The organism is Microcoleus sp. B4-D4 (assembly GCF_036705185.1).
In the GTDB taxonomy this organism is placed as follows: Bacteria; Cyanobacteriota; Cyanobacteriia; order Cyanobacteriales; family Microcoleaceae; genus Microcoleus.
The window spans coordinates 296,094-315,679 of record NZ_JAUBTX010000002.1 but is presented as its reverse complement, the minus strand read 5'-3'; the positions used below and the strand labels follow the sequence as shown (position 1 = coordinate 315,679).

Genomic DNA, 19,586 nt, shown 5'->3' with positions numbered 1-19,586 from the left:
TGTATAGAGCCTTTCAAGCTCTCATATGAGGTACCCGACGGGCATTGGGCATTGGGCAAACAGGGCATTGGGCATTGAGCATTGGGCATTGGGCATCTTGTCCGAAGAGCGAAGTCGAAGGGTGGGCAGTGGCCAAACAGGGCATACCTCACCACGCTGGAGAACCGCTATAAAATAGGAGCAAAGACCAATTTCATTATCACAAATTTTACTGATTGTCAAGCTTTATGGTAAAAAAATTAACTGCGAGCTTCTGTCGGGCTTTCTACTGCTGCGATCGAGGAAATTGGAGCACCGGGAGGCGCGATCCCCGAAATACTTCTTCGCTTTCAATGCCGATCGACCGCACAAACTCAGCAGCAGCACTGGCCACCAGCAAGCCGCCCAGCATCGGTAAGGCGATCGAACTCAATAAAATATCTGAGGGAATTGGTAACTTTGGACTGTTGAGTGTTTGATTTTTGGGCAAGTCTTGGTTTTCCGACGGCATAAATTCTCCTGTATTATTTATTAATTATCCTCAGTTTACAGCAGAAGGAAGGAGGCTTGACTCGTCACCGGCCAGGTGAGCAAGAGCCGACTTTTTTCGCAGCCTGCAAGCCAACAAGAGTCTGCACCAAGTCCAGCCGAGGAATTAATCTCGCGAAACGGTTTACACTCGGCAAAGAAAATACTTGTATGTAAAACTTGTAAACTGTGCTATCTGTAGAAAACAAAACCAGCTTTGACAAAATTTAAAGTCCCATGTTGAATGCGAACGGGAGTATATTGGCAGACAATCGACCGGCCGCGTCGCAGTGGGCGCAAGAAGCTTTAGGGCTTCCTGAAGTGCAGGTACAAGCTCGTTTGCGCGGAAATCATCTGCATATTCTGTGCGAAGCAGCGCAGTGTCCGTCTCAGGAATTGGTGACGGCGAGATTTACGCGCGCGATCGAACAAACTGATTTAACGCGACTGTTGCCAGAGCAATCTAAAATTTACCAGTTGTTTCTGTGCGGACGCAAACTCGGTTCCAGACAAAATGATTGGACAGTCCGACTTGATTGCAGCAGTATCAAAGAGCAACAGCAGCAGCAGCAACAGCAGCAACAGCGACAGCAACCAAAAGTTTCCCCAGTGGCGCAAGCAAGTCCCCCCGACGGCGAACCGCCAACAAGTCCTAAAAAGGGCGGATTCTTTGGCAAATTCAAAAATGACAACCGCAAACTAAAACAGAAACCTGAACCCGTAGAAACCCCGGCCCAACCGCCACAGGTGCGGGAAGAACTCGATTTTGACGCAGAAAGTCTCCCCATCGCCTCCCGCATTGAATATCCAGAGGTTTTTGAAACTGCCCCGGTGACGATCGACACTTCGGCAACACAGGAAGCTTTCAGTCCCCCCACCGCCCCGCACAAAACGGAAAAATCATCGATAATGCAAGGAAGCCGAGGCGCGGTGGCTTTAATTCAATCCCCCGAAACAGACTTTGGCGACAGCGAGAGCGGTGGCACATTGACGGTTTCGCCGGAAAGTTTGGCGCGCTTGGGCTATCCAGATGCGATCGCCAGCTATCTCAGCGAAATCCTCGGGCCGATGGGAGTTTCGGTGAAAGTCAGCATTCGCGAAAAAGAACTCAAAACCAGCCGGGAAACGCTGCAATCGAATCCAGAGGAAAATCTCAAGCCCAAGAAACGGCGGCTGCTGGTGCTGTGCGAGTCAGCCTACAGCCCAGACCCCTCCTTGCTAGCAGAACCGATCGCCGGCAGGCTGCGGAAACTCAAACTAGAAGGTTTCGTAGAAGCAGCCATCGGCAGCCAAGTTGCAGGCGAAGCAAAGCCAGACTGGGTGCTGCGGGTGGATTTGACCCCACCGGATACAATTCTCAAAGAATGGGCTCGCTGGGGAGACGTACAGTCGATCGCCAAACTGCTAAACCAACACTTGGCGGCATCGAGAGTCGAAGTGCGCGCCACCCTCAAAGAAGCAACCCTGCACCTGTTTTGCAGCAAAACTACCAAAAAAGGACAAAAACTTAAAAGGCAAGAGTACCCCGACAAGCAGCCAACCACCGAGGCGATCGCCCCTTTGCTAGCCTCTTTCGCGCCCCAAGGCATCCGCGCCGCTGCGATTTACGGCGTAGAACCAGTCACCGACAGCAAGACGGAACCAGAGTCGCCGGTGTGGATCGAATGGGTGGACTTGCCTGCAGCCCACCACCCAGACTTAGCTGCCAGCCCCAGAGCATTGGCGGCCGAAGGCGATCAATTAGCCTTGACTTTTTTGCTCAACAGGTTTCTCAATCCCAATCTCAAGCGCAAGCTCGAAACCGGAGGGATTCGGGCTGTGGCCATGCACAAAGCCAACGTGCTGCACGTCATGACTGAAGCTCTGACTTGCCCTTCTCAATCGAAGGTAGGGCCGCCGGTGGTTAAATTTTTGCGGCAGCTACAAATTCCGGGAGTGGCTGCGGTACGAGTCTATGGACGCCGTGCCGGCCAGAAACTGCCTTTGTGGCGCTACGGAATCGACCTCCGGGCGGCAGTTGACGAGCCATCAACGCAGGCGCAGGCGATCGCACCGGCTCCCTCGCAACTGGCGGTTATGGAAAAGGAAGCGGTGCCGGAATTTGCGGTGGCGGAGGATGGGAGTTTTTCTGGTTTGGGTGACAATTTGGTGTTTGATGCTCCGGCTGCCGACTCCTGGCGCAGCGGCTTCAAAATCACGCTCCCAGGATATAAGCTGGGCGAGCAGTTTGTTCAAGCTGCAGTGCAACCGCTTGTGGCTTCGGGTTTGTTTGTTCTGGGCGGCGGTTTGTCCACTGCGCCGGCGCGGGATGGTGCGAAAGCCGATCGCGCGGCCCGAAAGGCTTTGATGTGGGCGATCGCCGGTTGTCTGCTGACTTTCAGTACCGATTGGTTACTCGGTCAGTTCCTGCCTTCTGCGACGGTTAGTCAAGCTCCTAGCACCTCGGAAGTTTGCAGCGGCCCGAATTGTCAAAATTCATCTCCCAAGCCTTTTAGCGACGCTCAAACCTCGCTCTCTAGCGCCGAATCCCCGAACCCGGATAGCTCTTCTGGGGAGGTAAATTTGCCTCAAATCCCGCTGGAACCATCGCCCTTGGCGAATCGGGAAGAGGCTTTCAACGGTTCTGGGTTTACAAAACCGGGGAATAATAGCGTTCCTGTGGCTGATGTTTCTACAATTCCAGTATTCCCGACTTTGAGAAGCGAGCAGCTAGACGCACAAATAGCGCGCTATCAAGAGTACATCCGCGAACACCAAAAACCGCCGGATATCTTGATTGTAGGCAGTTCGAGGGCTCTGCGCGGCATTGATCCGGCGGTTTTGGAAACTGCTTTGGCATCTGGAGGTTATCCGGGGCTGAAGGCTTACAATTTTGGGGTGAATGGGGCTACTCTGCAGGTTGTAGATTCGATCGTCCGTCGGATTTTGCCGCCAGAACAACTGCCGAAATTGATTGTGTTGGCGGATGGGGCGAGGGCTCTCAACAGCGGGCGGCCGGATTTGACTTTTAGCGCGATCACTTCTTCGGAAGGTTACAGACAATTGTCTCGGGGCAGTTTTCTGATCCGCACCACTCAATTAGAATCCCCAACATCAAAAGAAACCGCCAGCAATCCGGTGGCGACTGCGGGTGAATTGGTGCAGAATTTGGAACAAAGTCAAGCTAAGGTTCAACAATTGTTGAGTCAAAAGTTGATCGAGAGTTCTGCAACTTACAAAAAGCGCGATCGGCTTAAGGAGTTTTTGCGATCGATCGCGAATCCCTCGGCCCCTGTGGCGATCGACACCCCCCAAACCGCTGGAGAGAAACAAACAACTGAAAAACCCCAGCCTGTTGTTGCGGGTAAAAAAACAAGCGATTTTCAACCAAACGGCTTTTTGCCGATCGACATACGCTTCAATCCCGATACTTACTTTCAAAAACACCCGAAAGTATCTGGCTATTACGACTCCGACTATCAAGATTTTAAATTGTCAGGCGAACAAACTGTAGCACTCAAAAATCTGATCGAATTTAGCAAAGTTCGCAACATCAACCTCGTGTTTGTGAATATGCCCCTAACGGTCGATTATTTAGACCCAGTGCGGGCTGCTTACGAACAAGAATTCCGGGAATATATGCAACAATTAGCAGCTCAAACCGGACTAATTTTTCGAGATGATAGTTTATTGTGGCCCCAGGCGCGGGAATCTTTTTCCGACCCCAGCCACCTCAACCGTTACGGTGCTGTTGCAGTTTCTAAGCGGTTAGCTCAAGATCCGATGATTCCCTGGCCGGCGAAGAGGTAATGAAAGAGTTTTGAGTTATTTTAGAAGTTAGCTCGTCTCCGCTGTCGCTACCGCACTAAAATTGGTTCGATCGACAGCAACGTGAGTTTTCCTCAAAATCAGAGGACTTGCACTCCTCTCGATGGAACCTCTCGATTGCGGGTAATTCATCGGAGTTGACATTAATTGATTGAAATCGTTTCCGGTTGCATCGGAATAATAAAATCGAGTCAACAGTTAAGCTGTCGCGCAAATAAACATTGCATATTCAGGACGGGTTCTCCTGGCCACCCCACTCATTGTTTTATTGTTTTTTGACATACAGTTTAAATGCCGCAACAGCTTAACACTCAACCATTCAGTTTTTCAACCGCGAGTCAACAGTCAACAATCAACAGTCAACAGTCAACAGTCAACAATCAACAATCAACAGTCAACAATCATGTCGCTCGTGTAACTGGAATCGATATAACTCACGCTCCGCGACAATCTCAAAACTATCATTTCCGGCAGCGGAATACTCAACATGAAAAGATTGACATTTCCTAAAATTAGCAAAAATATACAGATAAAAAATCCCCGAAAAAATCTCCCTTTAATATTTTTTATATTATCTCTAGCATTTTTCCTGTTTAGTTTGTATAAAGGTTTATTTTTAAATTGGGCTTTATCAGCGCCGCCCCCTGGCAAAGAACAAACTAGCCAACAGCAAGCTCTACAACCTTTCGATCAAGTTGTCAAAGATGCCCAAAAGTTAGAGGGATTGTTTACCCTTTACCGCAATCAAGCAACTAATAAAGTTTATCTCGAAATTACACCGCAACAACTAGACAAAAAGTTCCTGTGTTTCGTCACATTGGCGTCTGGTTTGGGGGAAGGCGGCATTTTTAGCGGATTGCCGATCGGCGATTTCTTGTTTCAACTGCGGCGAATCCAAAATAACGTGCAGTTTGTCATACCGAATATCAATTTTCGCACCAGTCCGGGCGATCCGCAGGCGGGTTCGGTGGAAAGGGCTTTTAGTGAGTCTATCCTCTATTCTTTGCCGCTCAAAAGCATTCATCCCCAAAGGCAAACTCTGCTGATCGACTTAGGCGATTTGCTGATGAGCGACAAGCGCGATTTACCAGGGATAAAAGCAATTTTACCGATGATTTTGGGCGCTTCTTACTCGATCGATGAAGACAAATCTTATTTTAAAGATGTGAAAGCGTTTCCGCTGAATGTAGAAATTGCTTCTATGTACGGTTTTTCCAGCGATAATGACAGTGCGGTTAACTATTTACCTTCGATTCCCGACAGTCGGGCTTTTAACCTCCGCATTCACTACAGTTTCTCGGAAGTGCCGATCAATAATGGCTACCGCCCCAGACTTGCAGACGAGCGAGTTGGCTATTTTATCACAACATATAAAGACTTTTCTGACAAGAGCGGCCGCGACCCTTTTGTGCGCTATATTAATCGCTGGCATTTGCAAAAGCAAATCCCATCCGCGCCGATGTCGCCTCCGGTGCAGCCGATTGTGTTTTGGATTGAAAATAATGTGCCTGTAGAGTACCGAAATGCTATTCGCGAGGGCATTTTGGAGTGGAATAAAGCTTTTAAAAAAGCAGGTTTTACTGAGGCAATTCAGGTCAAACAAATGCCGGACAATGCTAAATGGGACCCGACAGATGTCCGTTACAATACTATTAGGTGGTCTAGTTCTTTTGAGTCGGATTTTGCAGGCATTGGGCCGTCTCGCACTAACCCGCTGACTGGGGAAATTTTGGATGCTGACATTCTGTTGGATGCTGATATCGTCCGGCAAATTAAACAGGGCTATCGGTCTTTGGCAGAACAAAATCGATCGCTAGCGAGGAGTTTTCAAGGGCGCAACGGCTCTAATACGAGTCCTTGTCAGTTCGGAATATATTCGCGTTATTTGAATGTTCTAGAAAATGGGGATTTGGGAAAAAGCAGCGGAGAAAATTCTCAAGGTGGAATTGCTGATGATTTGCCGACTTTGGTGGAAAGATATCAAGAGCAAAAACGATCGCCTTTGTCGCGCTTGATGTCGAGTTCGGATATGTGTTTTGGGTTGGAATCGAGCAGGCAATTTGCGATCGGGGCAATGTCGATGGATCTGTTGGAAAATGCAGCGCCTAACAGTGCGACAATTGACAATTATGTTAATGAATATATCCGATTTTTGACGGCGCACGAAGTCGGTCATACTCTCGGTTTGAGGCACAATTTTCACGGCAGTACGATGCTGCAACCGGAGGAGTTGAACAATACTCAGGTAACTCGCACTAAGGGTTTAACTGCATCGGTGATGGATTACCTGCCGATTAATTTGGCACCTCCGGGAACTGTGCAGGGCGACTATTATCCAACGATTGTAGGGCCTTATGATGATTGGGCGATCGAGTACGGTTACAAAGTTCTTGGGGGCACAAACCCCAACAGCGATTTAAGGGCGCTGCAACAAATTGCTAGCCGCGCGGGGGAACCGCAATTAGCTTACGCGCCGGATGAGGATACTGTTGATAATCTCGATCCCGCTGCGAATAGCTTCGATCTCAGCGGTAATATGCTGACGTATTCGCAATGGCAAATGGATAATGCTAGGGCGATGTGGAAGCGTTTAGAAAAGCGAATTCCGGCTGGGGAAGAGGGTTATAACGAACTGCGGGTGATGTTTGATTCGCTGTTTGGGTATTATGTCAATCAGGTGATGAATGCTACTTTGTACGTCGGCGGACAGTCGTTTAATCGGATTCGCCCTGGAGATAGTAATGGGAAATTGCCGTTTGTGCCGATCGAACTTTCTCAGCAGCGAGAAGCTTTGGCTACATTGGACAAGTACGTATTTGCCCCGGATGCCTTTAGTTTTGCGCCGGATTTGCTGAATAAATTAGCACCTTCGCGTTGGGCTCCCTTGGGAAGTTCGGCTTTGGTGTTTCCTCTAGATTACCCGATCGGCGATCGAATTACTTTTTTGCAGCGGTTTGTGCTGCGGGTTTTGCTATCTCCTACGCGACTGGCGCGACTGCGGGATGTCGAGTTAAAATCAGCACCGGAAACTGCTTTGAGGTTGCCGGAATTGTTCGATACTTTGCAAAAGGATATTTGGAAAGAGGTTTTGCAGCCGGAAAAGAAGATGCAAATTTCAACTTTTCGGCGTTCTTTGCAGCGGGAACATTTAGCAATTTTGATGGGAATGGTGCTGCGAAAAACCAGTGCTCCTGAAGATGCGCGGACTCTGGCTTGGTACGAGTTGCGACAGTTGCGGGAGGGTTTGAGCAAGAGTATTCGGAATTTGGATCGGAATGCGGATGCTTATACGCGGGCTCATTTGGAGGAAACGCGCGATCGAATTTCTAAGGTTTTGAATTCGCAGATTCAGTCGAATTAATTTGGGGGTTCAGAAACCGGGTTTTTACGATAATATTTCGTTAGAGCATCGAAGATTTGCTCAAAAACCCGGTTTCTGAGAATCTTAGTCAAGTTAAAATAATTCGGAACTTGTGTCGTATACGATAGATATACAGGGAACTTAAACAGAACAGCCCTTATGCCAGCCAAAGACCTTTATCACGATACTGTCTGCACCGCCCTCATCAAAGATGGCTGGACAATCACTCATGACCCACTGATTCTCAAAATTGGGGGTCGATCGGTTTTTGTCGATTTGGGAGCCCAGAAACTAATTGCGGCTGAACGAGGGTCTGAAAAAATTGCGATCGAGATCAAAAGCTTTCTGGGCCCTTCGCCCATTAATGACCTCGAAAATGCTTGGGGGCAGTTCTTTATGTACGCCAGAACGCTGCAAAGACGAGAGCCAGAGCGTCGTCTATACCTAGCTGTTAATCGCAACACCTTTGAAACGTTGTTTAAAGAAGAAGCTGGGCAATTGCTGCTAGAAGAACCAGGTTTTCGCCTGATAGTTTTTGACCCAAACACGGAGGAGATTATCCAATGGCAACCGCAAATCAACCCGTAGACGAATGGCGTGAGACGTTGGAGAAAATTCTCCAATACTATGCGGATATTCCTTATACTTATGGGGATGTGATTACCTATGTGGTGGTCAGCCGCGATCGCAACCATTTTATGCTGATACATGAAGGTTGGGAAAATCATCTGCGAGTTCATGGTACTGTGGTTCACGCCGAAATCCGCAATGACAAAATCTGGATTCACTATGATGGGATTGAAGACGGCATCACTGACGAACTCGTCGCCGCTGGCGTGCCCAAAGACTGCATTGTTCTTGCTTTCCATCCACCGGAAGTCCGAGAGTATACTGGATATGCGATCGCATAGCTTATCGTCTTGACCAAGATTTTAGACAATATCAGCAATCAATTTCCCCTTTATAACTATCGCCCAAATGCTACAATACATATTCAGATTTAGATTAATTTTTAGTTATTATTACTTTTCTAAATGTTAAGGAAACACGGCGTTCTCGTGTAATTTTTTGCCCGTGAAAATGATCTACTTTTCTAGCAGGTATACTGTGCGTCCATTTATACCTAGCATCATCTTTTAAGACAACGATACTTCTAGGCTCAAGCAGTACAGGTATTTTTTCACCTGTTGGTACTCCTGTGAAATTCATAACACAAGCAGAGCCAAGACTTAGAGAAATAATTGTGTCTGTAAAACAAGGTACACAATCAATATGGCTGCTGATACCTTCTCCAGGTTGGTATTCATTGACGATAACTTGATCGGGTAGTTCACTGATAATATTTCCATCATATAGCCTGTATGCCAAATTTGATGCCCAGTCTGGCAATGGGCCTATATGCAGGGAATGATCTATTGCTCGTGCCTTATAGTTATACTTATACCCATAGTGCTGCACTCGTCTTTTCAAATCTGAAAGCCAAGGCTGACTATCTATCTGTTTGAGTAGAAAATCATGGTCGGATTGGGTTATGAAATCGGGTACATACTTGAACCCGCTTATATCAGCAATTTCGCTTCCAGAATAAGTAGTTTCTTTTTCGGTAATTTTGGGAAACAAATCTAGTTCTAGTTGCTGAAACTCTGGCGTCGCTCCGGCTGAAATTGTTTTTTTATTACAGCGTGATTTTTTGCTCAAACTAACCATATTATTATCTTACAAGTGTTTCAAAATATAAGTAGTTTATCTCGGTAAATTCTAATTTGCCACTTTTAATTTTACCTGTAGTGTTACGATATCTCAGTTTTTCTTCTTTATCCACTACTTCTGTAGATAATTCTGGAATAAAGCTTTTAAATTGCTCCCACTTAGTATTCAAATCCTTTGGGGTTGGATTTTGATATAATAAGCATATTTTGTGAGTTTTATAGGTGTTTAGTATTTTTTTTACCAACTCAGCTAGATTGCTTACATCTAACGTACTGCTAGCAAACAGATATGAATAATTTAAGACAATTAGATAGTCTTGATATTTCCCACTTGAAAGATATATATCGAGCAATTCTAATATATAATCATGGCTTTTGTAGCATTTCAAAAAATCAAAAGTGCAGTCTATCCATCCTGGACGTACACTGATTTCTCTCGCTTTGCGAATCATAGCTTCACAGTTATCAATACCTATATAATGGAAGTCCTGTTGCTTTTTATCGTCAAGCTCTCCATAGTACCAAGCAAGAGCAACACCTGAAGTCAGTGGGCCACAACCAAAATCAATAAAAACTATGTTTTTACTAGGGGTGAGAATGTAGTCCTTAAGCAAGGACTCACTTTTTTTGAAGACATGAAAGCTACTTACAATGTGCATTTGCATATAGTAGTAGCAGTAAATAATAACTAGATCGTGTGGAGTCAAACCCTTAAAGCCTGCGTTGAAATCAGCCCTTCCTTTTTTTACAATTTCTGTTGTGTGATAATAACCATCTTTTTTAATAACCTCACGCTCCCAAGCTTCTGTGTTTGTATGCTTATGGAATGGGTTATTTACCACTTCTTGTAAAAATTCATTTAGCTCATCTGGTGTTTCGTAGTCCATTTCCCTTCAAATTTTATAAGTACGCCCTACCTAGCATAACCCAGGTAGGGGCATCACCTCAAACCTTAATGCACCAAACTGTCGATCATCCTCAAACTTATCACCCCGATCGAACTTTTGCGTCGAAGGTGACAGCACCTCAGCAATTAACTTGGGATAGCGCTTCACATACCGATCGTCACCCAAAGCCTGCCTCAATGAACACAACTACTTGCCTCCGGCAATAACTACGGTAGGGGGCGCTACTGTCAATATGTCCCAAAAGTATGGGAGTAACTTGTCATTCACCTCTTTTCTGCTGATTGACTATCAATTCAACAGAGCTAAGCAAGCCTGTAATCTCTGAATCTTGGAGTACGTAACTTGGAGTGTAGACCAAACCATACTTTAACAACTGGCTTGGAGTTCCTAACAGCATTCCTCGACCCTCACCAAACTGAGAACTAATCATCTCCCCCAACCATTCTGGAGTATGTTCAGAGTAAGCAGTTCTAAATAGAGAAATATCTCCAATACAGTCACCAAAAACGACCCAGCAATGACCATCCCAATCTAAATTAGATTTAGAAAAGGTTTGACTCATATCATCAGTGTTCATGTTATGACCAAATATACGCTTGCCCCTCATATCTAGGCTGCCCGCAACCATATGAACAGGTATATCAGTATAGTTTCTTATCATTGCTGTCCATATTGCACTCATGGGAGCGCAGCAATTATGGATTGCTGGAAAATCCGATAAAACATTCTTTGCTAAATCAACTATTAAACCATAATCTTGGTCTTTTAAACTATATTCAACGTATTTAGATGCTTCATTTTCCGAATAAGAACTATTAATTAGTTCTGATAATTCTTGCGTCATATAATCTTGCATATTTGATGTGCTTGATGTAATTAATCTAACGCACCGCCATCAGTCTTGACAAAAAATTTTGTCGTAGTAACCGAACCTTTAAAGCTGAGGTAGCCGAATAATCTGAATATCACTCCAACTTTGGGTTTTTCGGCTTTTTATCGGGTAAGCTGTCAATCAATCCCCTATCCCATTATCCTTGATGGATCTTCTTTCCAAACAGATCTGTCAATCAGCAATATGACAAGTTTCGCGCATGGCTTTGTGGTTGAAGTCTGGGGACAACTCAATTTATCGCCCCAAACTCACGCCGCCATCTAATTTCTCGATCGCCACTTCAAGCTCAATACTCTCAAAGATCGTCACCCAAAGCCTGCCTCAATCGACACAACTACTTGCTTCCGGCAAAAACTACGGTAGGGGGCGTTGACGAATTTGATCGCGCTCCACCACCGTAAACCATTCCTCAAATTGCAATCCTTCGGTCTGTAATAAATTTAACAATATTGATGCTGGTTCTTCCGGCGTGTGAGGACGAAACCGCAAATAAATGACACCTCTTGGCGATCGCAACCGCAAGCGATAAATGAGTTCGCCGTAATCGCGATCGAACGTCAAAATCACCCGTTGCTCATCCGCCGCACGAGCCAAAACCTCGGAATCCTCAATTCCTGGAGAATCCTCCGTTACTGAAGCGACTTCCAGATCCGCTTGTCGTAGCAGTCGCACACTCTGTAGTGGAAAGTTTTCATTTGCCAGAAACCGCATTAACTTGCCTCAGCAAAGAGTAAAGGCGTGTAAAATACATCTTCTTTGAGGCACTCCGCAGCGAAAGCAAACACTGCTTGGATAGATTCAGGATTAAGCGTTGGGTAGTTTTCTAGAACTTGTTGCTGAGTCCAACCTTCGGAAAATAACCCTAGAATAAACTCCACAGATATTCGTGTTCCCTTAATTACAGGCTTACCAAGCAGAATTTTAGGATTTGAATGAATGTATGCTTTCCAGTTCATTATCGGTTCGCCCCTATGGAATTTTCACCTATTAAATCACTACCACTATTTTACCATAAACAAAACCCGCTAGATGCGGGCTTCATTTTAATAATTGCTATTTAACTGATTACTACATCACAACTGTACTAATCAAAGTTTGCACATTTTGCACAACAGCAGCAGTAAAATTGTGAGTCGCGGGCAAACTATCAACCACGATTCCGGCACACAATAGCATCAGGTACAGAATAGAGTATTTAAAGAGCGATCGCGCAACGTTCTTATCCTCTGGAGTCTGCAACAGCAACCAAGCCTTTTGAGCAAAAATAGCACCGAGGAAAATCGCAGTACCCGCATACACCGGGCCGGCTAAATTCAGCGGATAGACTAGCAGCAAAGTTGCAGGAAGCATCAATAAGGTGTAAATCCAAATTTGGCGGGCTGTCTCTTCGTCGCCCTCAATTACCGGCAACATCGGTACTCCTACTCCCTCGTATTCGTCGCGAATCATCATTGCTAAAGCCCAAAAATGCGGCGGTGTCCACAGGAATATAATCCCAAACAGCAGCCACGCACCCCAACTTAAATCTCCCGTCACCGCAGCCCACCCAACTAAGGGAGGAATCGCCCCTGCAGCACCGCCGATGACGATGTTTTGGACGCTGTGGCGCTTCAGCCAGTGGGTGTAAATTAAGACGTAGAAAACGATGCCAGACATCGCTAGCAAAGCTGCTAATAAGTTGGCAACAACTGTTAGTAATGTAAAGGATATTGTCGCTAGGACGATCGCAAATATCAAAGCATCCCGCTTCTTGACACGCCCCGAAGGAATCGGCCGCCACCGGGTGCGCTCCATGATATAGTCGATGTCGCTGTCGTAGATGCAATTAATCGTATTCGCCGACGCGGAAGCCAAAGCGCCTCCGGTAATAGTTGATACCAGCAATAGCGGGTCTACTTCTCCCTTCGCAGCCATCCACATTCCTGCTGATGTGGTGATTAACAGCAGCAATATAATTCTCGGTTTTGTTAGTTGGTAGTAACTTTTTGCGACTTGCGAAAAGTTTTCGTGGAGGCGGGGACTATTGTTTGTAAGAACTTCTTGCATTGTGATTAATTGTTAGTTGTTAGTTGTCGGTTGTCATTGGTTCCTAGGGGCGGGTTTTACGCGAGATATTTGCTGTAGGTAAAAGGATTAATAAACCCGCCCATTTTAGTCTGTGCAGGCGGACTTTGTTTGACAAGGAGCGGTTTCAACCGCCGATTAATCAACCCGCCCATTTCAAGCTGATAAAACCCGATCGCGCCACGCTAAAATGCTCAAAACTACCAAGGTTCCCAGCAATGCTGCACCGACTGCTTGGTGGGCAACTGTCAGCGGTTCTACTTGAAGGTGCAGCCGGAAAGTTGCCAATCCCAAAACTAATTGAGCAATCAGACAAACACTCGCCCAATTTCCTAATTTTCGCAAGTTTGAATTCAGTGCTGGTTGTCGCCAAGCCATGACTGTTACTGCTAAAGTTGCTGCAGTAGCGGGTACGATGCCGGCGATGTGGCTGTTCATTACCGAACACAATTCTGACGAGCCCAAACATTGATGTAACGCCCATCTGGAGCCGACTAACGCTCCTAGCAGGCTTTGCAGGTAAACTAACAGTGCCGCGATCGAACTTACCCATGCTAATTTGCCTGTATTGCCTGTAGCTTCGTAGGGTGTCAGCATAAAACCGATCGCCAGCAGGCTGCAAAAAAACAGTAAAGCGGTTCCCAAATGAGCAGTAACGATGTCAAATCTGAGCAGTTGTGTTACAGTCAAGCCGCCCAATACGCCTTGAAAAACTATTAGAAATACTGCCCCAGCACTGGCAAACGGCACCCATGAAGGCAGGCGGCTGCGGTAAAACACAGAGAGTCCTAAAAGGGCGATCGCACTTAAGCCAATTGCTGCTGCGTCCAATCGGTGAAACCACTCTAGAAATACCTGCAAATTCATCTGTGCTGCGGGTATTAATTGACCGTAGCACAGCGGCCAGTCTGGGCAAGCGAGCCCCGCATTCATCACGCGCGTGGCGCTGCCTACAGCCATCAACAGCCAGGTTGCGATCGCAATTTTCCACACTAGGCTGCGGATAATATCTTTTGGCTGCCACTGCACTCCTGCTGCTGCGTTTGGCTCCTTTAAAATTGAGTTTGCCATGAAATTTACCTTAGCCTTTGTTATCGATCGAGCTTAATTAAATATTGAGGTTTTGCTTTGGCTGAGCTTAGCCGAGCTTAACACTCTTTTTCTCTGACCAACCGTCATTTTTACTACCTTAGCGACTCTTTTATCCAATTAGTTTGTCTTTAGATATTTTTCAACTTGCCTGTTTATATTACAAAAGATTGCAGGATTTTTGCTAAACTTCAAAAAACTTTAATCTTTTACCTCGCTCCTCGATCGCTGACAACTCTCCCGCTGCCTGAGTTTCGCAGAAAAATAAAGATATAATTAAGAAAAACACAAGATGAAATAATTGTGATAGAACCAGTTGAAAAGTGTTTGCCAAAGACTAAACAGCATAAAAAAATTATAAAATATCAGTTGTATCCCGCTTTCTGCCTTCTTGCTGAGCGTTTGAATCTCAAACCAAAAATATAACACTGTGCAGCCATGTCCCAAAAAAACGAAACCGCTGTTTTAGCATTATCGCTCCTAATTACGATCGGGCTAGCCGGCACAGGTATTTGGTGGCTGACAAGCCGCGGCGGCATCAATCTCGGAGGTTCATCACCCCAAAATCCGACAGTTTCTAAGTCCCAGACGGGCAATTCCCCGCAGTCAGAGCAAGCAATTGGGCAGCGTCTGAGTGCCGGACAAAAACTGTTGATTTCCGATCGAGCAACCACAACCAAACAAGCAGCAATACAGGCTTACGCATCTGGAAACTATAACGCAGCTATTTCCGATTTACAAGCTTCGCTCAAAACCAATCGCAACGATCCCGAAGCACTAATTTACCTCAACAACGCCCGCATCGGCGATCGAAAATCCTACACAATTGCCGCAGCGGTTCCCATTGGTGCAGATATCAATGCCGCTTTAGAAATTCTGCGGGGTGTCGCTCAAGCTCAAAATGAAATCAACCAAAGCGGTGGCATTAACGGTACTCCATTAAAAGTGCTAATTGCTAACGACGACAACAACCCAGAAATGGCTTCGCAAATTGCCAGCGCTTTGGCAAATAACTCGGAAATTTTAGGAGTAATCGGACATTTTGGTTCCGACACCACCCTAGCAGCCAGCAAGATTTACCAGCAAAATCAATTAGTAGCAATTTCTCCGACAAGTACGTCAGTCCAGCTTTCAGGAATTGGTAGCGATATATTTCGGACAGTACCGAGCGATAGGTTTGCAGCTAATGCTCTTTCCCGCTATATGCTGACCAAATTGCAAAAGCAAAAAGCGGTGATATTTTTTAATTCTGCCAGCAGTTACAGCAAATCTTTAAAAGATGAATTTACGACGGCAGTTTACGGAGATGGCGGACAAATAGTATCGGAATTTGACTTTGCTAAGGGCAATTTTAATGCTGCCGAGAGCGTTAAAAGCGCGATCGCCCAAGGAGCAGAAGCGATCGTATTAGCAGCCGATACAGCCACGCTAGACAAAGCTTTGCAAGTAGTGCAAGTAAACGCCCAACGCCTGCCATTACTAGCAGGAGACAGCGTTTATACTGCTAAAACACTGCAAGTCGGCGGCGCGGCAGCCACAGGTATGGTGCTGGCTGTTCCTTGGCATATTCTCGCAGATGCGCAGTCAAATTTTCCCCAAACATCCAAACAACTTTGGAATGCAGAAGTGAGTTGGCGCACGGCTTTAGCCTACGATGCGACAAAAGCATTAATTGTCGGTTTAGAGCGCGATCCGACTCGTACAGGCATTCAAAAAGCTTTATCAGCGCCAGATTTTTCAGCAACAGGAGCATCGGGCCCGATTCGATTTTTACCTTCGGGCGATCGCAATCGAGCCGTTCAGTTAGTAATTGTTAAACCCGGAAATCGTACCAGTTACGGTTACGATTTTGTGCCGCTACCCGCTTTGTAAACTATTTGCGATCGCGAAAGGTAGATTATAATATTCAGTAGTAAGTTCTATTGCCGGTTAAGCAGAAATGCTTGCAAGATGAGTAGTTATATTAAATCCGGTTGCATCGGAATTAATATTACCCACAATCAGGACACGGCAGTGCCGTTTCCCTACAATTAATCGGGTGAGAGTTATATCTCTCATTAAGTGTTCTTGATTGTCTGGGCGTAGGGAAACGGCATTGCCGTTTCCTCCTTTGCTAAAAAATTTGTATTAATAATTTATGATGTGCAACAGGAGGTTATTGTTCAATGGCTGTAGAGCAATATAGGCAATACATTCGTCATCTGCTTTGAGAACGGCGATCGCGCGCTTCGATACAACGCAACGCGCAAGAATACGAAGTGCAAACTCTTTTTGATACTGAGCAAGATCATTATCAACTTCTGTATGTTGGTTGGCGTGGAAATAAACGCGATTTTGGCTGTATTCTGCATCTTGATATCAAGAATGGGAAAATTTGGATTCAGCATGACGGTACTGAAGTCGGAATTGCGAACCAACTCGTCGAATTGGGAGTGCCTAAAGAAGATATTGTTTTAGCATTCCACGAACCAGAGGTGCGCCAGTTTACTGATTTTGGCACAGGGGAGGATCTCGCCCTCAGTTGCGGGTAAGTAAATTAGGTGTAACCGATTGGGCGAAGAGATTATTTTGCCCGACATAGAAAGACAAATTTCGATAGGAAAAGTGATTTAAACTTGCGAAACCCCGATCGCCCTAACCGATCTGTTTCTCTCAAAAACAGCCCTCGGTTTCAAAGCAATTCTCAACAACAGCCACAGCGATCGCCATTCTCCCGGAGTTTCCTGCCGCTTCCACTGGCCGGGGCGACAGTACAGCATTTCGATCAAACAGCGGCGCTGACTAACACTCAGCCGATCGAAAGCAATTCGCACAGTCGGAAATTCCGCAACAGTGCACCCAGCAGCATCCCGAAAACTCGACTCCAACTGAGATTTATCGCTAACCAACTCAATTTTAGCCACAGGAATAAAACATTTCTCTTCCATAATTTCCAGAGTCGCCGACTCGCAATCAATCAAAAACGCTCTCAAACTAGCCTCAGTGTCCAACTTGAGAACAGGCGGCGCAAGCCAATTTCTCGCTTTGACTGCTGTGGGAGCGATCGCTCTTATTTTACCCTGCGATAAACTTGTTTGAACAGCATAGTTGGGGAGCATTTCTGCTGCGGCAAAACTCTCATTACCTTCTTTACCTTTTACCGCAAAACTCGGTCGCTTTGTCAGAGCAACTTCAGCGCCACTTTCCGAAATTACAGTAGTTATTCCCCACAAAGTTTCACCGCCCACATTCAATTGTACAACTCTCCGCAAATTGAACCATTCATAAATATCCGGCTTAGGAATATCCACCAAAATCAGCAGCGCTATCCCCAGCATCAACAGATTATAAACGCTCCAAATCCAGCCCAAACTCACGCCTTTTAACAAATCAGCAGTCTCGGATACTGTCTGTACGCTGCTCCAGTTTTTAACTAAATTAATGTTTAAATTGTGCCACAAACTGAATGCTGTGGCGGCGAACAAAACAATCAAAGGCCATCCCAAATTCCAGTTGAAATTAAAGCGATCGCTCGCTATTCCTTTCGGTGTCACCTTAAACCCTTTATCAAAGGGCTTGAGCATGGCACTCACCACCGTTACTGCTAAAGGAATACACTGAACAAACGAGTATACATCCGAAAGCAAAGCCGATCGCGATCTGCGGTTCAGCCAAGAAAAAACCGTAACTTGCACCAAATAATAAGGTAGGAAAAAGTACAGCAATTCCCGCGCATTTGTCCGCAAAGGAATTATACCCAAAAACGAATAAGCTAAAGGCATCAACAGAAACAAAACCCTGGTTAAACTGGTAAACCAGTGCAGCAATCCTTCCAAATGAGACAGCCTTTGTACGAATCTGAGTCCGCGAATTGTTAAAGGATTGGAATTAATAAAAAATGCCTGAAGCGTACCTCGCGCCCAGCGCACCCTTTGGGTTAGATGAGCCTCTATATTTTCTGCCGCCAAACCAGCGCTTAATTTTTCATCTAAATAAACTAAGCGGTAGCCGGTTGCTGAGAGCCGAATTCCGGTAAAGTAATCTTCGCAGACTGAATCTGTGACAAAGCCTCCCACCGCTTGTAGGGCGCTGCGTCTCACGACAAAAGATGTACCGCAACAAATCACGCTGTCGGCGCTGTCTTTGATTATTTCAATTTGCCTGTAAAATACTTCTTCTTCCGGGGCCAGCACGTTTTCTAAACCTAAGTTGCGGGCGATGGGATCGTGGTTGTAAAAGCTTTGCGGTGTTTGAACGAGGGCGATTTCGGGATTCTGAAAAAAGCCTACTGTTCTGGTTAAAAAGTTTTTAGTGGGGATAAAGTCGGCATCGAAAACAACAATTAATTCTCCATCTGTTAGGGCTGTGGCGTGATTGATGTTTCCCGCTTTGGCGTGCAGATTATCGGGTCTACTTATATACTCGCATCCCATTTTTTTTGCCAGCAATTTGATTTCTGGGCGCTTGGTATCGTCGAGCAAATATACTTTTTTGTTGGGATAATCTAAAGCTTGACAGCCGATGACTGTGCGCCGCAAAATAAAAATTGGTTCGTTGTAAGTTGGAATCAAAATATCGACTGTTGGGGCAAATTTTCCCTCTGCAACTGCAACGGCCATGCGATCGGCTTCTCGGCACCTATCTTTTACTCTCAGCATTAAATACAGTTGAATGCTGGTGGTGAAAACCATTAACATTTCTAGGAAAAACAGCCCCAAACTAAATATACCGTTGAGGGGGTCGCTTAAATTTAGGGTGGCTAGCGATCGCCACAAAACGTAGCGAATTGTTAAAGCCAAAACTATTGCAACTACCACAGCCCGCGATCGTTTCTGCGGTTGAGGCGAAATTTTCATTGCAGCTAAAGCGGCCGAGACTAGCACGACAGTAGGCAATAACAAATACATCTTGCTCGCAGCGGGTACTTGCAGCCACACAGGCGGGTTTTTCTGCCAAGTGTCGATTGTGGCAAAAATGCCGCTGACCGTGCCTTCACGGGCAAACCAGGCTCCGGCGATCGCGCCTGCGAAAGCAACCGCGCCCAACACGACTAGGGTTGCCGCTGGCATTCGCGAAATCCCCCAAAAGCGCTGTTTCAAGTCTTGAAGGTCAAATCTTGAAGTTGTCATAAAATGTGAAATTCCCGATCGTGCCTGCAAAAGTCAGGGTTTTCTGCTGTCCACTTCCTAATCCCGTGGAAAATACTGACACACCCCACTTAACTATAATTTACATTTTTTAACATTTTGACAATTTAATGGTAATTCACT

At 45.9% G+C, this 19,586-nt stretch carries 15 protein-coding genes; 6 read left to right on the top strand and 9 right to left on the bottom strand.

All coding sequences use genetic code 11. From position 1 onward, the window contains the following. Nucleotides 1-265: 265 nt before the first annotated feature. A complete protein-coding gene (locus QUB13_RS03040; protein ID WP_333378825.1) occupies nt 266-490 on the bottom strand; it encodes a hypothetical protein in 225 nt (74 codons plus the stop codon). 254 nt (nt 491-744) lie between these two features. Here QUB13_RS03040 and QUB13_RS03035 point away from each other — a divergent pair, with 254 nt between their 5' ends. The 4 genes from QUB13_RS03035 (at nt 745) to QUB13_RS03020 (ending at nt 8,586) form a co-directional block, all read left to right on the top strand. Further along, on the top strand, nt 745-4,296 hold the full coding sequence (locus QUB13_RS03035) for a hypothetical protein (protein WP_333378823.1): 3,552 nt from the start codon (nt 745-747) through the stop codon (nt 4,294-4,296). A gap of 505 nt (nt 4,297-4,801) precedes the next feature. Then, nucleotides 4,802-7,675, top strand: coding sequence for a zinc-dependent metalloprotease (locus tag QUB13_RS03030; RefSeq protein WP_333378821.1), 2,874 nt, complete (start codon nt 4,802-4,804; stop codon nt 7,673-7,675). 159 nt (nt 7,676-7,834) lie between these two features. Beyond that, the gene (locus QUB13_RS03025; protein WP_333301874.1) at nt 7,835-8,263 is read left to right on the top strand and encodes an element excision factor XisH family protein; all 429 of its coding nucleotides are present in this window, start codon (nt 7,835-7,837) and stop codon (nt 8,261-8,263) included. After that, entirely contained in the window at nt 8,239-8,586 is a 348-nt protein-coding gene (locus QUB13_RS03020) for a XisI protein (protein WP_333378818.1), read from the top strand. Before QUB13_RS03025 ends, QUB13_RS03020 begins: the two co-directional genes overlap by 25 nt. 94 nt (nt 8,587-8,680) lie before the next feature. Here the strand turns inward: QUB13_RS03020 and QUB13_RS03015 are convergent, their stop codons facing one another. From QUB13_RS03015 to QUB13_RS02980, 7 genes are all read right to left on the bottom strand, one after another. Then, nucleotides 8,681-9,382 carry an alpha-ketoglutarate-dependent dioxygenase AlkB gene (locus QUB13_RS03015; RefSeq protein ID WP_333378816.1) on the bottom strand — a complete coding sequence of 234 codons (702 nt, stop codon included), beginning with the start codon at nt 9,380-9,382 and terminating at the stop codon, nt 8,681-8,683. A gap of 4 nt (nt 9,383-9,386) precedes the next feature. Then, nucleotides 9,387-10,271, bottom strand: coding sequence for a hypothetical protein (locus QUB13_RS03010; RefSeq protein WP_333378814.1), 885 nt, complete (start codon nt 10,269-10,271; stop codon nt 9,387-9,389). A gap of 280 nt (nt 10,272-10,551) precedes the next feature. Next, nucleotides 10,552-11,136: a hypothetical protein gene (locus tag QUB13_RS03000; protein WP_333378811.1), complete on the bottom strand. Its 585-nt coding sequence runs from the start codon at nt 11,134-11,136 to the stop codon at nt 10,552-10,554. Nucleotides 11,137-11,538: 402 nt separating this feature from the next. Next, nucleotides 11,539-11,895: a DUF5615 family PIN-like protein gene (locus QUB13_RS02995; RefSeq protein ID WP_333378809.1), complete on the bottom strand. Its 357-nt coding sequence runs from the start codon at nt 11,893-11,895 to the stop codon at nt 11,539-11,541. Beyond that, nucleotides 11,895-12,140, bottom strand: coding sequence for a DUF433 domain-containing protein (locus tag QUB13_RS02990; protein ID WP_106147687.1), 246 nt, complete (start codon nt 12,138-12,140; stop codon nt 11,895-11,897). Before QUB13_RS02990 ends, QUB13_RS02995 begins: the two co-directional genes overlap by 1 nt. A 112-nt stretch (nt 12,141-12,252) precedes the next feature. Next, nucleotides 12,253-13,230 carry a heme o synthase gene (locus QUB13_RS02985; RefSeq protein ID WP_333378805.1) on the bottom strand — a complete coding sequence of 326 codons (978 nt, stop codon included), beginning with the start codon at nt 13,228-13,230 and terminating at the stop codon, nt 12,253-12,255. Between the two features lie 174 nt (nt 13,231-13,404). Next, nucleotides 13,405-14,319, bottom strand: coding sequence for a COX15/CtaA family protein (locus tag QUB13_RS02980; protein WP_333378803.1), 915 nt, complete (start codon nt 14,317-14,319; stop codon nt 13,405-13,407). Nucleotides 14,320-14,775: 456 nt separating this feature from the next. Between QUB13_RS02980 and QUB13_RS02975 the strand changes: the two genes are divergently transcribed. Together QUB13_RS02975 and QUB13_RS02970 are read left to right on the top strand one after the other, a co-directional pair. Next, on the top strand, nt 14,776-16,209 hold the full coding sequence (locus QUB13_RS02975; RefSeq protein WP_333378801.1) for an ABC transporter substrate-binding protein: 1,434 nt from the start codon (nt 14,776-14,778) through the stop codon (nt 16,207-16,209). Nucleotides 16,210-16,568: 359 nt separating this feature from the next. Next, nucleotides 16,569-16,868 carry a XisI protein gene (locus tag QUB13_RS02970; protein ID WP_333378906.1) on the top strand — a complete coding sequence of 100 codons (300 nt, stop codon included), beginning with the start codon at nt 16,569-16,571 and terminating at the stop codon, nt 16,866-16,868. 78 nt (nt 16,869-16,946) lie between these two features. Here QUB13_RS02970 and QUB13_RS02965 read toward each other — a convergent pair whose 3' ends face one another. Beyond that, nucleotides 16,947-19,445 carry a glycosyltransferase family 2 protein gene (locus tag QUB13_RS02965; RefSeq protein WP_333378799.1) on the bottom strand — a complete coding sequence of 833 codons (2,499 nt, stop codon included), beginning with the start codon at nt 19,443-19,445 and terminating at the stop codon, nt 16,947-16,949. Between the last annotated feature and the right edge of the window lie 141 nt (nt 19,446-19,586).

Bases quoted from the DNA above. Each gene is read 5' to 3' on its own strand.
- QUB13_RS03040 (WP_333378825.1), bottom strand. From the start codon at position 490: ATGCCGTCGGAAAACCAAGACTTGCCCAAAAATCAAACACTCAACAGT.
- QUB13_RS03035 (WP_333378823.1), top strand. From the start codon at position 745: ATGTTGAATGCGAACGGGAGTATATTGGCAGACAATCGACCGGCCGCG.
- QUB13_RS03030 (WP_333378821.1), top strand. From the start codon at position 4,802: ATGAAAAGATTGACATTTCCTAAAATTAGCAAAAATATACAGATAAAA.
- QUB13_RS03025 (WP_333301874.1), top strand. From the start codon at position 7,835: ATGCCAGCCAAAGACCTTTATCACGATACTGTCTGCACCGCCCTCATC.
- QUB13_RS03020 (WP_333378818.1), top strand. From the start codon at position 8,239: ATGGCAACCGCAAATCAACCCGTAGACGAATGGCGTGAGACGTTGGAG.
- QUB13_RS03015 (WP_333378816.1), bottom strand. From the start codon at position 9,382: ATGGTTAGTTTGAGCAAAAAATCACGCTGTAATAAAAAAACAATTTCA.
- QUB13_RS03010 (WP_333378814.1), bottom strand. From the start codon at position 10,271: ATGGACTACGAAACACCAGATGAGCTAAATGAATTTTTACAAGAAGTG.
- QUB13_RS03000 (WP_333378811.1), bottom strand. From the start codon at position 11,136: ATGACGCAAGAATTATCAGAACTAATTAATAGTTCTTATTCGGAAAAT.
- QUB13_RS02995 (WP_333378809.1), bottom strand. From the start codon at position 11,895: ATGCGGTTTCTGGCAAATGAAAACTTTCCACTACAGAGTGTGCGACTG.
- QUB13_RS02990 (WP_106147687.1), bottom strand. From the start codon at position 12,140: ATGAACTGGAAAGCATACATTCATTCAAATCCTAAAATTCTGCTTGGT.
- QUB13_RS02985 (WP_333378805.1), bottom strand. From the start codon at position 13,230: ATGCAAGAAGTTCTTACAAACAATAGTCCCCGCCTCCACGAAAACTTT.
- QUB13_RS02980 (WP_333378803.1), bottom strand. From the start codon at position 14,319: ATGGCAAACTCAATTTTAAAGGAGCCAAACGCAGCAGCAGGAGTGCAG.
- QUB13_RS02975 (WP_333378801.1), top strand. From the start codon at position 14,776: ATGTCCCAAAAAAACGAAACCGCTGTTTTAGCATTATCGCTCCTAATT.
- QUB13_RS02965 (WP_333378799.1), bottom strand. From the start codon at position 19,445: ATGACAACTTCAAGATTTGACCTTCAAGACTTGAAACAGCGCTTTTGG.